This is a genomic window from Micromonospora sp. NPDC047620, from assembly GCF_043205005.1.
Taxonomy (GTDB): Bacteria; Actinomycetota; Actinomycetes; order Mycobacteriales; family Micromonosporaceae; genus Micromonospora.
The window spans coordinates 20,910-35,216 of the sequence record NZ_JBIDDG010000006.1; the positions used below are offsets into that span (position 1 = coordinate 20,910).

Here is a 14,307-nt window from a genome sequence, read left to right on the forward strand (position 1 = left end):
TAGGTTAGGTTAACCTAACTCCGCTGTCCATGGTCCTTCGCCCGACCCTGATCGAAAGACACCGCCATGCCGCATCCCGTGTCCGCCCGCCGACTCTCCCGCCGGGGCCTGCTCGCCGCCGGTGGCGCCGCCACCCTGGCCGCCCTGCTCGCCGGCTGCGGCCGGGACGACGACTCCGCCCCCGCCGTGGCCGGCTCTGGCGGACCCTGGTCGTTCACGGACGACCGCAACGAGAAGGTGAGCGCCGCCAACCGCCCGACCCGGGTGGTCGCCTTCACCGGGGTCGCCGCGGCGCTGGTCGACTTCGGACTCGACAAGCAGATCGTCGGCGTGTTCGGCGAGACGAAGCGCGCCGACGGCAGCGCCGAGCCGCAGGCCGGCGACCTGAACGTGGACGCCGTGGAGGTCCTCGGCAACGTCTGGGGCGAGTTCAGCCTGGAGAAGTACGCGGCCCTGCGACCGGAACTGCTCGTCACCCACATGTACGACCCGGGTGCCCTGTGGTACGTGCCGGACGAGAGCAAGGACAAGATCCTCCCGCTCGCCCCCAGCGTGGCGATCACCACCGCCCGGGTGCCGATGACCAAGCCGATCGAGCGGTACGCGCAGCTCGCCGAGTCTCTCGGCGCCGACCTGTCCGCGAAGAAGGTCACCGACGCGAAGGCCCGCTTCGAGGCCGCCGCCGAGGCGGTCCGCCAGGCGGTCAGGGCGAACCCGGGCATCAAGGTGCTGGCCTCCTCCGGCAGCCCCGACCTGTTCTACGTCTCCAACCCGAAGGTCAGCACCGACCTGATGTACTTCGCCGAGCTGGGCGTGGAGATCGTCGTCCCCACCAAGCTGGAGGCCGGCGACTACTTCGAGGCGCTGAGCTGGGAGAACGCGGGCAAGTTCCCGGCCGACCTGATCCTGCTCGACAACCGCAGCACCGCCCTGCAGCCCAAGGACATGGCCAGCAAGCCGACCTGGCAGCAACTCCCGGCGGTCAAGGCCAACCAGATCACCCCGTGGGACGCGGTGCCCCGCTTCTCGTACGCCGGCGCCGCGCCGCTGCTGGAGAACCTGGCCACCGCCATCCGCAACGCGAAGAAGGTGACCGCGTGACCACGGCGGTCGCCCTCCAGTACCGCTTCTACGCCGCGCAGGTCGTCGGCGCGCGGCGGATCGGCGCCTCCCTGATCCGGGTCACCCTCGGCGGGCCGGAACTCGCCGACTTCGCCGGCGGCGGCCGGGACCAGAGCGTCTCCCTGTTCCTGCCGCACCCCGGCCAGCCCGCGCCGGTGCTCCCGGTCGATGCGGGGGAGGACTGGTTCGGCGCGTACCGGGCGATGGACCCCGACGTGCGCGCGGTGATGCGCTCCTACACCATCCGGGAGCAGCGGCCCGAGCGCGCCGAGGTGGACATCGACTTCGTCAGCCACGGCGACACCGGCCCCGCCTCCCGCTGGGCGGGGCACGCCCTGCCGGGCGACCGGGTGGTGCTGCTCGGCCCGGCCGTGCGCGACAACCGCAGCGTCTGCTTCCGCCCGCCGGCCGGCACGGACTCGGTCCTGCTGGTCGCCGACGAGACCGCGCTGCCCGCCGCCGCCGGGATCCTGGCCTGGCTGCCTGCCGACGCGCGGGTGCGGGCCTTCATCGAGGTGCCCGACGCGGTGGACATCCAGGAGCTGCCCACCGACGCGCGGGCCGAGGTGCGCTGGATCGTGCGGGGCCGCACCGCCCCCGGCAGCACCCTGCTGGCGGACGCGGTCCGCGCCGCCCGGCTGCCGGCCGGCACCCCGTACGCCTGGGTCGCCGGCGAGTCGTCGATGGTGCGGGCGGTGCGGCGGCACCTCGTGAGCGAGCGTGGCCTGGACCGGCGTCACGTCACGTTCGCCGGCTACTGGCGTCGGGGCGCCTCCGAGGAGGACCTGCGCGCCGAGGCGACCGCCGCGGCCGTCGCCTGACGGTCGGGCGACCGCGGCCTGACGGTCGGCGGCCCGGCGGCGGCACAGCGGCGGTTCGGGCGCCGCCCGGTGGACCGGGCGGCGCCGGGTCAGAACTCCCGGTACATCACGTGCAGGCCGACCCGGCCGAGGGCGGGGTGCGCGAACGCGCCGGGCACGGTGCCGACCACGGCGAAGCCCTCGCGCCGGTACAGCTCGACGGCCGAGGCGTTCGTCTCGACCACCGCGTTGAACTGCATGCCCGCGTACCCCCGGTCGCGGGCCCAGTCGAGCGCGTGCCGGCACAGCGCGGTGCCCACGCCCCGGCCGCGCGCCGCGCGGTCGACCATGAAGCTCGCGGTGGAGACGTGCGACCCCGGCCCGGGGCGGTTGCTGCCCATCTTGGCGGTGCCGAGCACCCGGTCGCCGTCGACCGCCACCACGGTGCGGCCCGGCGCGGCCTCCACCCACATGTCGTACGCCTGCTCGGCGGTCATCTCCGGGTCGTAGGGGAAGGTCTCCCGCGCCCGGACCACCTCACGGACGATCGGCCACACCTGGGCCCAGTCGGCCTCGTCGAACTCGCGGATCAGCACGCCGGCACCCTAGGGGGCCGCCACCGGGTCGGCAAGGCGTTTCCGGCGGGACCGGACCGCGCACGACAGCGTGTCGCCGACGCCTCGCGGCCGGGCACCGCCGGACCAGGCCGGTACGGCGGTCGCCGCCCGGCTGTCCCGTCGACCCGCCGGCGTCCCGGCCCGTGCGTGTCCACCCCCGGCCGTGCGGCGGGCGGCTCAGCCGAGGCGTACCTGCGCCGGCCGTTCGGGCCGGGGGGCGCCGTCGAGCGTGGTGCCGGCCGGGGCATCGGGCCGGGCCGGCATGATGGGGGCGTCCCGGCCGGTGCCCCCGCGGCCGTTCCCGTCGCGCGTCGACTCCTCGTGGTAGTCCTGCTCCACGTTGACCGACCAGACGTCGTGGCGGGTCCCGCAGGCGATGTTCTCGGCGGTCAGCATCGCCGTGAGCATCGAGTGGTCCTGGTTGTTGTAGCGGTGCATGCCGTTGCGGCCGACCGGGTGCACGTTCGGCACCTCCCGCGCCAGCCAGTCCCGGATCACGTCCACGTTGCGCTGGTAGCGCTCGTCGTAGACCGGGTAGGCCTTCGGCATCCGCACCACGTACCCGGCCTCGACGACGCCCGGCCGGACCAGGCCGAGCCGCTCCAGCTCGGCCGTCGCGGCGGCGACCAGGTCGGCGTCCGGCGTACGCCAGGTCTCGTCGTCCTCGAAGACGAAGTACTCCAGCCCCAGGCAGGTGCGGCCGTCCTTGACCAGGTACGGCGACCACGACCCGAAGTTCTGGATCCGGCCGACCCTGACCGCCGGGTCGTGCACGTAGATCCAGTTGTCCGGGAACGAGAACTCCTCGGGCACCACGAGCGCGACGGTCAGGAAGTCCCGGTACCGCAGGTCGGCCGCGGCGGCCAGCACCTCCGGCGGGGCGGCCGGGCGCAGCGCGGCCACCAGTTCCGAGATCGGCATCGAGGAGACGACGTGCTCGGCGGGCTCGGTCCGCTGCCCGCCCACCCCGTTGACGGTGACCGCCACCGCCCGGCGGTGCGTCGGGTCGCGGTGCACGGCGGTCACCCAGCTGCCGGTCTCCACCCGGCCGCCGCGCCGGCGGACCTCCTCGGCGCAGCGTTCCCACATCATCCCCGGGCCGAGCCTCGGATACTGGAACTCCTCGATCAGGCTGGTCACGTCCTTGCGGTTGCGCCGGGGCAGCACGGCGTTGCGCACCGCCTTGGCCAGCGACAGGTTCTTGATCCGCTGCGCGGCCCAGTCGGCCTGCAACCGGTCGGCCGGCATCCCCCAGACCTTCTCGGTGTACGTCTTGAAGAACATCGAGTACAGCCGCCAACCGAACCGGGCCGAGACCCAGCCCTCGAAGTGCGACTGGTCCTTCGGCGGGCGCAGCCGGGCCCGGGCGTACGAGCCCAGGCACAGCGCCGCCTCCCGGACGCCCAGGTTGCGCAGGGCGTTCGCGGCGCTCAGCGGGTAGTCGAACAGCGCGCCCCGGTAGTAGATCCGGCTCATCCGGGGCCGCAGCAGGAAGTCCTCGTCGGGCAGGATCTCGTGCCAGAACTCCTCGACCCGGGCGACCTTGGTGAAGAACCGGTGCCCGCCGATGTCGAAGCGCCACCCGTCCCGTTCGACGGTGCGGCTGATCCCGCCCACCACGTCGTCGGACTCGAACACCCGGACCGGGGCGCCCCGCCGGAGCAGCTCGTACGCCGCGGTCAGGCCCGCCGGTCCCGCGCCGATGACCACCGTGCCGCGCTGTTCGTCCATGCCCTGCCGCTCCCTGCTTCCGCCTGCCGGAGGCGGCCCGCTTACCCGGCATCGGCCCGAACTCACCCGGATCCGGATGCCGGTTCCGCCGCCCGGCGACCTGGCCGGGCGGCCACCCCGGCCCCGAGCGCCCCGCCGGGCGGCCGGGGCCGGCGCGCCGCGTACAGGTGTCAAGCGCCCCGGAACGGGGATGTGGCACCGTTCTGGCGGCCGGATCGGGAGACGCGGTGATGGACAGGTGGCGGGCCGTCGCGGACGCGCGGCGGCGAGCCGGGCGCCTGCCCGCCCGGCTCGCCCGGCGTGGCCACGGCCTGCGGCGCGCCGCCGCGCGGGCCGCCGACCGGGTGCCGGTGCCGTGGCTGTTCGTCGTCGGCGTCTTCCTCGGCACCAAGATCGTGCTCAGCCTCGTCGGGGTGCTCGCGTTGAGCGCCTTCGACGACGTGCCGTGGGCGCCGCCGCCGGACGAGACGACGATGCGCGAGCAGCAGCGGGCGGTCTCCGGGCACCGCGCGGTCTCGCTCTGGTTCGCCTGGGACTCGTTTCTCTATGACCACCTGGCCCGGCTTTCGCTCGACGAGCCGTGGCGGGACTTCGGCTTCCCGCTGCTCTATCCGTTCCTGGCCCGGCCGCTGGCCCCGCTGCTGGGCGGCAACACCGCGCTGGCGCTGCTGCTCGTCGCCAACGTCGCGTTCCTGCTGATGCTCTACTACGCCCACCGGCTGGGCGAGCGGCTGCTCGGCGACGACGCGGCGGCCCGCCGGTTCGTCCGCTACCTGGTGCTGCTGCCGGCCGCGTTCCTGTTCCAGGCGGCGCTGACCGAGTCGCTCTTCCTCTGCCTCGCGCTCGCCGCCTTCCACTACGCCGAGCGGCGGCGCTGGCTGCTCGTGGGCGTCGTGGGGTTCTTCCTGTCGCTGAGCCGCTCGGTCGGGTTCTTCGTGGTGCTCCCGCTGGCCCTGGTGCTGCTGCGGCAGCACGGCTACCGGCTGGGCCCGCGTGCGCTGGGGACGTACCTCCGCGTCGGTTGGCCGCTGGTGCTGGTGCCCCCCGGCTGGCTGGCCTTCATGGCCTTCTGCCGGTGGCAGAGCGGCGACTGGTTCGCCTACAAGCACGCCCAGGAGAGGGGCTGGGGCATCTCCGTGCAGAACCCGCTGGCGGTGCTGTGGCACGGCCTGACGGGCACGCCGCCGCGGGACGCCCTGCGGGTGTGGTTCGCCGTCGTGGTGCTGGTGGTCCTGGTAGCGGGCGTCCGCCACCTTGGGCTGCCCTACCTCGCGTACGGGTTGATCATGGTCCTGGTGCCGCTGTCGATGGGGCCGCCGGTCTACAAGAGCCTGCTGCGCTACCTGCTCGCCGCGTTCCCGGTGGGCCTGGTGCTGGCCCGTTGGGCCCGGCACGCCACCGCCGACGCCTGGCTGACCGCCGCCCTCGCCCTCCTCCAGGGCGCTCTCTTCGTCACCTGGCTCGCCTACTGGACCCACTTCATCATCTGACGGGCCCGGTGCCGTCTTCACCTGACGAGCCTGGCTCTCTATGATCGGTTGAAAATTTCGCCGACTGTCAGGTCGCAACTGGCAAAAAGCTACGGGCGCGGAACCGCGCCGGGAAGGGCTGGCATGGCGCTGTCCGCGACCGTCCTCGCCGAGCTGCGCGGCATCGTCGGCCCGGCCCACGTGCACGACGCGGCCGGCGACCTCGTGGCGTACGCCCGGGACGCAACCCCGCTCTTCTCGCACCGGCCCGACGCGGTGGTGTTCCCCGCCGACACCGCCGAGGTCGCCGCCGTGCTGGCCCTGGCCACCCGGCACGGGGTGCCGGTGGTGCCGCGCGGCGCGGGCTCCAACCTGTGCGCCGCGACCGTGCCGCTGCACGGCGGGATCGTGCTGGTGCTGACCCGGCTGAACGCGATCCTGGAGGTCAGCGCCGACGAGCTGCTGGCCCGGGTGCAGCCCGGCGTGACCAGCGCCGCGCTGGCCGACGCCGCCGCGGCGCGCGGCCTGCTCTGGGCGCCCGACCCGGGCAGCCGCACCGTCGCCACCGTCGGCGGCACCATCGCCACCTGCGCCGGCGGGCTGCGCGGGCTGAAGTACGGGGTGACCCGCAACTACGTGCTGGGCCTGGAGGCGGTGCTGCCCACCGGCGAGGTGATCCGCACCGGCGGTCGGCTGTGGAAGGACGTCGCCGGCTACGACCTGACCCGGCTGCTCACCGGCTCCGAGGGCACCCTCGCGGTGATCACCGAGGCGACGGTGGCGCTGCTGCCCGCGCCCGCGTCGAGCAACACCGGGGTCGCCTACTTCCCGACGCTCGCCGAGGCGGGGGAGGCCGTCGCCCGGGTGATCCGGGCCGGCGTGGTGCCGGCGACGCTGGAGTTCCTCGACCGGGCCTGCATCACGGCGGTGGAGGACTTCGCCCACCTGGGGCTGCGCGCCGACGCGGGAGCGCTGCTGCTCTTCGGCGACGACGGCCCGCCGGACCTGGTCGCCTCCCACCTCGACCGGATCGGCGCGGCCTGCGTCGACGCCGGCGCGGTGGAGGTCACCACCGCCCGCGAGGTCGCCCAGGCCGAGGCGCTGCTGGCCGCCCGCCGCTGCGCGCTGCCGGCGCTGTCCCGCCGGGGCGGGGTGACGATCCTGGAGGACGCCACCGTGCCCCGGCCGCGCATCGCCGAGATGGTCGACCGGATCGACGCGATCGCCGTCCGGCACGACGTCGCCATCGCCACCTTCGGCCACGCCGGGGACGGCAACCTGCACCCCACCTGCGTCCTCGACTCCGCCGAGGACCACGACGCGGTACGCCGGGCCGAGGCGGCCTTCGCGGACGTCTTCGCCGCCGCCCTCGACCTCGGCGGCACCATCACCGGCGAGCACGGGGTGGGGGCAGCGAAGCTGCCGTTCCTCGCCGCCCGGCTCGGCGACGACCAGCTCGCCCTGCTGCGCCGGATCAAGAGCGCCTTCGACCCGGCGGGCGTCCTCAACCCCGGAAAGCTGGGCTCGTGACCGGCGACGTGTTCAACCCGGAGCAGCTGTCCCGCTGCATCTCCTGCGGGTTCTGCCTGCCGGCATGCCCCACGTACGCGATGACCGGCGACGAGGCGTCCTCGCCGCGCGGTCGGATCACGCTGATGCGGGCGCTGCAGGACGGCACCCTGCCCCCGGACGACGACACGCTCGCCGAGCAGTCCTCGTTCTGCCTGGGCTGCCGCGCCTGCGAGCCGGTCTGCCCCGCCGGGGTGGAGTACGGCAGCCTGCTGGAACAGTGGCGGGTGCACCAGTGGCGCGGCCCGCGCCGGCCGCTGGTGGCCCGCGCGCTGATGCTGCTGGTCGAGCAGCGGTGGGTGCTGCGGCTGCTCGGCCTGGTCCGCCGCGCCGCCCACGGCCCGGCCGCCGCCCTGCCGCCCGAGCCCGGTGCTTCCGACGCCCTGCCGCCTGAGCCCGGTGCTTCCGACGCCCTGCCGCCCGAGCCCGGTGCTGCCGGCGGGCCGGACGCGCAGCTCATGCTGGGCTGCGTCGAGCGGGGCCTGTTCCCGGCGGTCAGCCGGGCCGCCCGGGCACTCGACCCGGGGCTGGCCGCCCCCACCGCGCAGGGCTGCTGCGGCGCGCTGCACGCGCACAACGGCGACCTGGCCGGCGGCGAGCGGCTGGCCGAGCGCCTCGGCGAGGACCTGCCGGGCACGATCGTCACCACCTCCGGCGGCTGCGCGGCGCACCTCGCCTCCGTGCTCGGCCGGGACCGGGTGCGCGAGCTGTCCACCTGGCTCGCCGAGCGGCCCGCCGGCGCCGAGCTGCGGGTGGCCGGCCGACGCGCCCGGGTCGCCCTCCAGGACTCCTGCCACCTGCGCAACGGCCTCGGCGTCTTCGCCGAGCCGCGGGCGCTGCTGCGCCAGGTCGCCGACTACGTGGAGCTGCCCTCGGCGGCCACCTGCTGCGGCGCCGCCGGCACGTACTCACTGCTGCGGCCGAAGGAGTCGCGGCGGATCCTGGACGCGAAGCTCGACGAGATCGAGGCCGCCGGGGTCGACCTGGTGGTGGCCGTCAACCCGGGCTGCCTGCGGCAGCTGCGCACCGGGCTGCGCCGTCGCCGATCCCCCGTCCGGGCCGTGCACCTGGCCGAGCTGCTCACCCGCGTCGAGCCGGCGTCCCGACCCGACTGAGCGGGGTCGGACGCCGGCTCGCGGCCTCACTCGGTGCGGATGCCGTCGGGCCGGGTCAGCCGCCACAGCGCCGGCAGGCTGAGCCCGGTGACCAGCAGCACCACCGCCGCGCCGAGCCCGGTGGAGATGCCGACCACCGGCCAGGCGACCGTGACCGGCGCCCGCACCATCCGCAGCAGCACCGCGCCGAGCGCCAGCCCGAAGACCACCGCCAGGACGAGCCCGATCGCCACGGGCACGGTCGTCTGCCACAGCACCGACCAGCTCAACGTGCCGCGCCGGGTGCCCACCGCGACCAGCATCGCCAGGAGGCGGCGGCGTTCCCGCAGCTGTTCCAGCACGCCGACCAGCATGCTGGCCCCGATCAGCAGCAGGGCGACCGCCGCGCCGACGTAGAGACCGCGTTGGATGTTGACGAACTGGGTGTTCCGCGTGGTCCCGGTGAGGGTGAGTACCGAGGCGAACGGGTCGGCCCCGGCGGCGACGTTGCGGACGTGCTCCAGCGCGTCCGGCCGGTCGGCCGCGAGCCGCAGGTACGCGTCCGCGTTCAGCGGGCCCAGCCGGGCGGCGTCGACCGCGCCGGGGGTGGCCAGCACCCTGGTCTGCGCGCGGCCGACGGGGTCGGGGCGGATCGGCGCCTCCCGGGCGTCCCGGGGCACCTGCCAGGCCGACCCGTCGACGCCCGGCACCGTGACGGTGGCACCCGGCCGGATGTCCGCCTGCGGTGCCGTGGCGTCGCGGACCAGGAAGACGTCGCCGTCGGCGCACCGGTCGAGCCGGGCGAACTCGGCCAGCGCGGCGCAGTCGCCGATCCGCAGGTCGGCGAGCGTGCCGCCGCCCGCGACCCCGACGACGGTCCGCAGGGTGCCGTTGCTGCCGCTCACGCCGGGCGTGACGGCCAGCCGGTCCAGCGCCGCGGCGGCGTCGGGGCGGGCGGCGAACTCCACCAGGACCTGGGCCCGGGTGGTGTCCTGCCCGGTGTCGACGGTGAACTGGTTGGAGACGCCGGCGAAGAGCATCTGGAGCCCGATGGTGCCCGCCACCGCGACCGCGATGCCGTTGACCAGGCGCGTCGAGGCGGCGCTGTCGAGCTGGATGCGGCGCACCGCGAGCTGCCACGGCACGGGACCGCCGCGCAGCCGGCGTACCAGCAGGTCCGTCAGCCAGGGCAGCAGGGTGACCACGCCGATCAGCAGCAGCACCGCGCCGGCCGCCGTCTGCCGCTCGGTGCCCAGCGGCGCGACACCGGCGGCGCCGGGCAGCAGCAGGCCGAGCCCGGCCGCCGGCAGCAGCAGCCGCCACGCCAGCCGGCGGCGCACCGGCGTCGCCCGCCGGGTCACCCCCAGCGGCTCGACCAGCACGGTGCGCATGGCCACCAGGGTCACCACGGCGGCGAGCGCTGGCACCGCCACCACCACGGCGGCGACCAGGGGCAGCGGTGGGCGCACGTCCGCGGCGTACACGCTGAGGTCCATCAGGGTGACCAGCGGCACCACCTGGCGGCCGAGCGCGAAGAGCGCGCCGCCGACCGCGACGCCGAGCAGCGCGGCGGCGGCCGCCTCCCCGCCGGCGATCCGCCGGAGCATCGCGGCGTCCGCGCCCACCAGCCGCAGCGCGGCCAGCCGCCGGTCGCGGCGTTCGCCGCCGAACCGCACCGCCGCGCCGAGGAAGACGGCGATGGGCAGCAGCAGGACGACGAAGATGACGACCACCAGCACCATCAGCACGGGACCGAGGCCCTCGCCGGGCAGCCCGCCGCCGAACGCGTCCAGCCGGGTCGCGCCGTCCGCCACGGTCAGCCGGTCGCTGCCCAGGTAGAAGGCCAGCTCCCGGGGGCCGGCCAGGCCCTCGTCGCCGATGATCCCGGTGACCCGGGCCCCGCCCAGCCGGGGCGCGAACAGCGCGCCGTCGGCGGAGTCGAGCAGGTCGCGCAGCGCGGGGGAGACCACGACCTCGCCCGCGCGGGGCAGCGTCGCCACCCCCGGCGGCGCCGGGGCGGCCGGCCCCTCGGCCTGCACCATCCGGCCCCGCACGGGCTGCCCCCGGAACTCGGTGTCGACCTGCCGGAGCAGCAGCGTGTCCGCGGCGGCGGCCGGGATCGCTTCACCCATCCGCAGGTCGTCGCGGGCGTCGCCGCGCGCCTCGCGGGCGTCCAGCGCGCCGGGCACCGCGGCGGCGAGCAGCAGCATCGCCACCCCGACCCCCACGCCGACCGCCGTCAGCACCGTGCGCAGCCAGCCGTCCCGGCCGCCGGTCAGCACCATCCGGGCGCCCATGGCCAGGTCGGCCGCGCCGTGGCGCAGCCGCGTCACGCCACGACCTCCAGGTCGCGGGTGCGGCCGTCGCGCACCACCACCTCCCGATCGGAGTACGCGGCGACCCGCGCCTCGTGCGTCACCAGCACCACCGCCGCGCCAGTCTCCCGGGCGGCAGCGGTGAGCAGCCGCATCACCCGCTCGCCGTTGAGCGAGTCCAGCGCGCCGGTCGGCTCGTCGGCGAAGACCACCCGGGGGCGGGTGACCAGCGCCCGGGCGACCGCCACCCGCTGCCCCTGCCCGCCCGAGACCTCGCCGGGCCGCTTGCCGGCCACCTCGGCGACCTCCAGGCGGTCCAGCCACTCGGCGGCCCGGCGCTCCGCCTCGCGGCGGCCGACCCGGTCCAGCCGCAGCGGCAGCGCCACGTTCTCCATGCAGGTCAGTTCCGGCACGAGCTGGCCGAACTGGAAGACGAAGCCGAACGACTCCCGGCGCAGGGCGCTGCGCTCGGCGTCGGTGAGGGTCGCGAGGTCACGGCCGGCGAAGAGCACCCGGCCGGAGTCGGGCCGGACGATGCCGGCGAGGCAGTGCAGCAGGGTGGACTTGCCGGAGCCCGAGGAGCCCATCACGGCGAGCACCTCGCCCTCGTGGACGCGCAGGCTGGCGCCGGCGAGCGCCCGGGTGGGGCCGAACGAGCGGTGCAGGTCCTCGGCGACCAGCAGCGGCGCGGTCACGACCGGACCGCCGCGGCGAGGTCGTCGAGACGGGCGGCGGTCAGCTCCAGCCAGCGCAGGTCGGCCTCCAGGTGGAACAGTGCGTGGTCGCAGATCAACTGCTCGGCGAGGTCGCCGTCGCGCTTGCGGCGGGTCAGCTCGCGCATCATCCGCAGGTGCTCGCCGCGCTGCACGTCGAGGAGGTCGGCGGCGGAGCGGCCGGTCAGCAGGGCCAGCACCACCTTGGTGTAGAGGATGCTCTGCAGGTACGGCTCGGGCTTCTCCGCCCGGGCCAGCCACTGCCCGACGTCGGTGACGCCGGCTTCGGTGATCGCGTACCGCTTGCGCTCCGGGCCCTCGCCGGGCTCGACCGCCTCCACCTCCACCAGGCCGCTGCGCAGCAGGCGAGAGAGGGTGGCGTAGACCTGCCCGTACGCGAGCGGGCGGGCGTGGCCGAAGCGCTCGTCGTAGAGGCGTTTGATGTCGTAGCCGTGGCGGGGGGTGGCCTCCAGCAGGCCGAGGAAGGTCTGTCCGATCGACATGACGGGCACTATACACATCATGTATACGCGGTGTGTATACCGGTAAGGTGTGGCGGTATCCGTCGCATGGGAGGTCGCGTGTTCGCCCTGTCCCTGACCGAGGACGTCGAGATGCGTCCCCTCGAACCCTGGCGGGCCGAGGAGTTCCTCGCCCACCTGGACCGGGCCCGCGTGCACATCGCGCCCTGGGTGCCGTCGTCGTTCGTGGCCACCGACCTCGACTCCGCCCGGGCCGTGCTCCAGCGCGCCGCCGACCGGTGGGCGCGCGACGCGGGTGGCATCTGGGGCCTGTGGCGGCAGGGCACGCTGGTCGGCGGGGTCATGCTCGTCTCGTTCGACACGGCGAGGGGCGTCTGCGAGGCGGGCTGCTGGCTGGAGCCCGCCGCCGAGGGCCACGGGCTGGTCAGCCGGGCGGTGGAGCGGATCGTCGACTGGGCCGTCGAGGAGCGGGGCATCCACCGGGTCGAGTGGCGCACCAACGCCCGCAACGCCCGCAGCATCGCCACCGCCAAGCGGCTGGGCATGCGCCACGACGGGACGCTGCGCGAGGTCTATCCCGGCCCGGACGGGCGGATCGACCTTCAGGTGTGGTCGGTGCTGGCGCCCGAGTGGCGGGCCCGCCGGTCAGACGTGGGCGAGCACCGCGTCGAGTGAGCGGGGCACCCGGTCCGGCCCCAGCGCGCGCACCAGCAGCTTCGCGTACGCGCTCTCGCGGCCGGACCGGGTGCCGAGGAATCCGCCGGGCACGCCGGGCCACGATCGCCGAGGTGAGCGGCGCAGGTTCCAGCTGTTCCAGCGACAGCCGGCCCAGCAGGGGCGCGACGTCGAGGCGCAGCTGCGCCGTGCAAGCGAGTTGCGGCGGGGCCGGGTCGGCGGCGCGCCGCCGACCCGGGGTCAGCGCCGGCCCTCGCGGCGCCTCAGCGTGCGCTCGTAGTCCTGGAACCGCGCCTTGGCGATGACCGAGCGGTCCGCCGTGCGGAGCACCAGCCCCTCGGACCGGCCGGCCGGCCCGTCCAGGGCCACCGTGGTCCGCGGCAGGTGGTCGACGAGGAACGTGTGGGTCTTGTCGATCTCGCGGGGCAGTTCCCCTGCGGCGACGGTGGCGAGGCGGGGCACGGTCGCCAGGCCCAGCGCGTCGGCCCGCGCGACGAGGTCGGCCTCGCCGAGGAAGCGCTGGCCGCCGCCGTCGCGCCAGGCCGAGATCCGCTGGGTTGCCCAGGAGAGCATCGGCGCGGGGTCGTCCAGCACCGCCACGTCGAACAGCCGGTGCCCGACCTGCCGACTGGAGGTGTAGTGCCGGGAGGCGGCGGTCATCTTGCCGCCGTACACCTCGAGGTAGAGGACCATGACCCGGTCGTCGGCCGCCGCGCCGGTCAGCCGCTCGGCCACGTCGCGCAGCGCGTCGACGATGCCGAGCGCCGGGTTGCCGATCAGGTCGCCCCGCGCGTACAGCAGCTCCTCCCGGCTGCCGATCAGGTACGCGCCGTCGGGCAGCACGACGATCCGGGCGTTCGTCCCGTCGATCTTCTCGGTGAGGGTGGCCGGCCCGGTGAACTCGACGCACTCCGCCAGCAGCCCGCCGTCGCGGGGGTCGAGGGCGTGGTAGGTCGGGATCGACGGGTACTTGGTCAGCGAGTTGATCGCCCGCAGGTCGACCGTCCGGACGTCGAGGCTGGACACGGCTTCCTCCTGGGTGGCAGCTCCGCCGCACCGGGCTGCGACGCGGCGCTGGGCGGGCAGCGTAACCGCCCGCGCCGGGACGCCTCGCGGCAATTTTCGGCCCGCCGTGTCCATCCTGGACCGTCGACGGGCGGAAATGTCGTACCCGACGGCGACCATCCATCCATGGCTGTCCCCGCTCTCACCCCGCACACCGACCAGCCGCGTTCGGTGCCGCTGCGCGAGGCGCGCACCCGGTTCACCCAGCTCGTCGCGCTGGCCGAGCTGACCGACGCCGTCACCGTCGTCACCCGTGACGGCGATCCCCGACCGGTCGCGGCGATCGTGCCGGCCGCCGCCGCCCGCACGGCCGCCCAGGCCCGCGCCGACGCGGACCGCCTCGCCGCCGTGACCGCCGGCTGGGCCCGCCGGCTCGACGAGGCGCACCGGCGCAGCAGCCGGCGGCACTCCGCCGAGCTGCGCGCGGTCACCGCCGCCCTCGCCGAGGCGTGGGCCGAGCTCGACCGCCGCGTCCGGCCGGGCAGCGACCCCGACCTCGCCAGGCTGCGCGCCGCCCACGCCGACCTGCTGGCCGCCGACCCCGCGCCCTGACGAGTGCGCTCGCCCCGGGCCCTCGCCAGCCGGACGGCCCGGTTGCCGCGCGACCGCGCCCTGACGGCAGCGGCGGGCCCGTCGCCGCAGACCCGCGCCGTGG

At 75.5% G+C, this 14,307-nt stretch carries 14 protein-coding genes; 7 read left to right on the forward strand and 7 right to left on the reverse strand.

Going from position 1 to position 14,307, the window contains the following annotated elements; genetic code table 11:
- Positions 1–66: 66 nt before the first annotated feature.
- Together ACGF5C_RS08755 and ACGF5C_RS08760 are read left to right on the forward strand one after the other, a co-directional pair.
- A complete protein-coding gene (locus ACGF5C_RS08755) occupies positions 67–1,101 on the forward strand; it encodes an ABC transporter substrate-binding protein (protein WP_393298465.1) in 1,035 nt (344 codons plus the stop codon).
- The gene (locus ACGF5C_RS08760) at positions 1,098–1,943 is read left to right on the forward strand and encodes a siderophore-interacting protein (RefSeq protein ID WP_393298468.1); all 846 of its coding nucleotides are present in this window, start codon (positions 1,098–1,100) and stop codon (positions 1,941–1,943) included. Before ACGF5C_RS08755 ends, ACGF5C_RS08760 begins: the two co-directional genes overlap by 4 nt.
- 89 nt (positions 1,944–2,032) lie before the next feature.
- Here the strand turns inward: ACGF5C_RS08760 and ACGF5C_RS08765 are convergent, their stop codons facing one another.
- Both ACGF5C_RS08765 and ACGF5C_RS08770 read right to left on the reverse strand, forming a co-directional pair.
- Positions 2,033–2,518, reverse strand: coding sequence for a GNAT family N-acetyltransferase (locus tag ACGF5C_RS08765; protein WP_393298471.1), 486 nt, complete (start codon positions 2,516–2,518; stop codon positions 2,033–2,035).
- Positions 2,519–2,716: 198 nt separating this feature from the next.
- Positions 2,717–4,270 (reverse strand): NAD(P)/FAD-dependent oxidoreductase, encoded by a 1,554-nt coding sequence (locus ACGF5C_RS08770; RefSeq protein WP_393298474.1) that lies wholly within the window; start codon positions 4,268–4,270, stop codon positions 2,717–2,719.
- Positions 4,271–4,500: 230 nt separating this feature from the next.
- Between ACGF5C_RS08770 and ACGF5C_RS08775 the strand changes: the two genes are divergently transcribed.
- The 3 genes from ACGF5C_RS08775 to ACGF5C_RS08785 all read left to right on the forward strand — a co-directional run bounded on the left by ACGF5C_RS08775 (position 4,501) and on the right by ACGF5C_RS08785 (position 8,423).
- Positions 4,501–5,760 carry a hypothetical protein gene (locus tag ACGF5C_RS08775; RefSeq protein WP_393298477.1) on the forward strand — a complete coding sequence of 420 codons (1,260 nt, stop codon included), beginning with the start codon at positions 4,501–4,503 and terminating at the stop codon, positions 5,758–5,760.
- Positions 5,761–5,883: 123 nt separating this feature from the next.
- Positions 5,884–7,269 (forward strand): FAD-binding oxidoreductase, encoded by a 1,386-nt coding sequence (locus ACGF5C_RS08780; RefSeq protein WP_393298480.1) that lies wholly within the window; start codon positions 5,884–5,886, stop codon positions 7,267–7,269.
- A complete protein-coding gene (locus ACGF5C_RS08785) occupies positions 7,266–8,423 on the forward strand; it encodes a (Fe-S)-binding protein (protein ID WP_393298483.1) in 1,158 nt (385 codons plus the stop codon). Before ACGF5C_RS08780 ends, ACGF5C_RS08785 begins: the two co-directional genes overlap by 4 nt.
- A gap of 26 nt (positions 8,424–8,449) precedes the next feature.
- On the opposite strand, the gene ACGF5C_RS08790 is transcribed toward ACGF5C_RS08785, so the two are convergent.
- From ACGF5C_RS08790 to ACGF5C_RS08800, 3 genes are read right to left on the reverse strand one after another with little or no spacing between them, the layout of a single operon-like run.
- Positions 8,450–10,735 (reverse strand): FtsX-like permease family protein, encoded by a 2,286-nt coding sequence (locus tag ACGF5C_RS08790; RefSeq protein ID WP_393298486.1) that lies wholly within the window; start codon positions 10,733–10,735, stop codon positions 8,450–8,452.
- Positions 10,732–11,412 (reverse strand): ABC transporter ATP-binding protein, encoded by a 681-nt coding sequence (locus tag ACGF5C_RS08795; protein WP_393298489.1) that lies wholly within the window; start codon positions 11,410–11,412, stop codon positions 10,732–10,734. The genes ACGF5C_RS08790 and ACGF5C_RS08795 overlap by 4 nt, the downstream gene beginning before the upstream one ends.
- A complete protein-coding gene (locus ACGF5C_RS08800; RefSeq protein WP_350707260.1) occupies positions 11,409–11,933 on the reverse strand; it encodes a PadR family transcriptional regulator in 525 nt (174 codons plus the stop codon). Before ACGF5C_RS08800 ends, ACGF5C_RS08795 begins: the two co-directional genes overlap by 4 nt.
- Before the next feature lie 78 nt (positions 11,934–12,011).
- On the opposite strand from ACGF5C_RS08800, the gene ACGF5C_RS08805 reads away from it, so the two are divergent.
- Positions 12,012–12,587 carry a GNAT family N-acetyltransferase gene (locus ACGF5C_RS08805; RefSeq protein WP_393298493.1) on the forward strand — a complete coding sequence of 192 codons (576 nt, stop codon included), beginning with the start codon at positions 12,012–12,014 and terminating at the stop codon, positions 12,585–12,587.
- Here the strand turns inward: ACGF5C_RS08805 and ACGF5C_RS08810 are convergent.
- Together ACGF5C_RS08810 and ACGF5C_RS08815 are read right to left on the reverse strand one after the other, a co-directional pair.
- A complete protein-coding gene (locus tag ACGF5C_RS08810; RefSeq protein ID WP_393298497.1) occupies positions 12,558–12,680 on the reverse strand; it encodes a hypothetical protein in 123 nt (40 codons plus the stop codon). The two genes, ACGF5C_RS08805 and ACGF5C_RS08810, sit on opposite strands and share 30 nt — an antisense overlap.
- Positions 12,681–12,827: 147 nt before the next feature.
- On the reverse strand, positions 12,828–13,613 hold the full coding sequence (locus ACGF5C_RS08815; RefSeq protein ID WP_393298500.1) for an RNA ligase family protein: 786 nt from the start codon (positions 13,611–13,613) through the stop codon (positions 12,828–12,830).
- A gap of 165 nt (positions 13,614–13,778) precedes the next feature.
- Between ACGF5C_RS08815 and ACGF5C_RS08820 the strand changes: the two genes are divergently transcribed.
- Complete coding sequence (locus ACGF5C_RS08820) at positions 13,779–14,204, forward strand: type II toxin-antitoxin system Phd/YefM family antitoxin (RefSeq protein ID WP_357701938.1); 426 nt, start codon at positions 13,779–13,781, stop codon at positions 14,202–14,204.
- Positions 14,205–14,307: the final 103 nt, after the last annotated feature.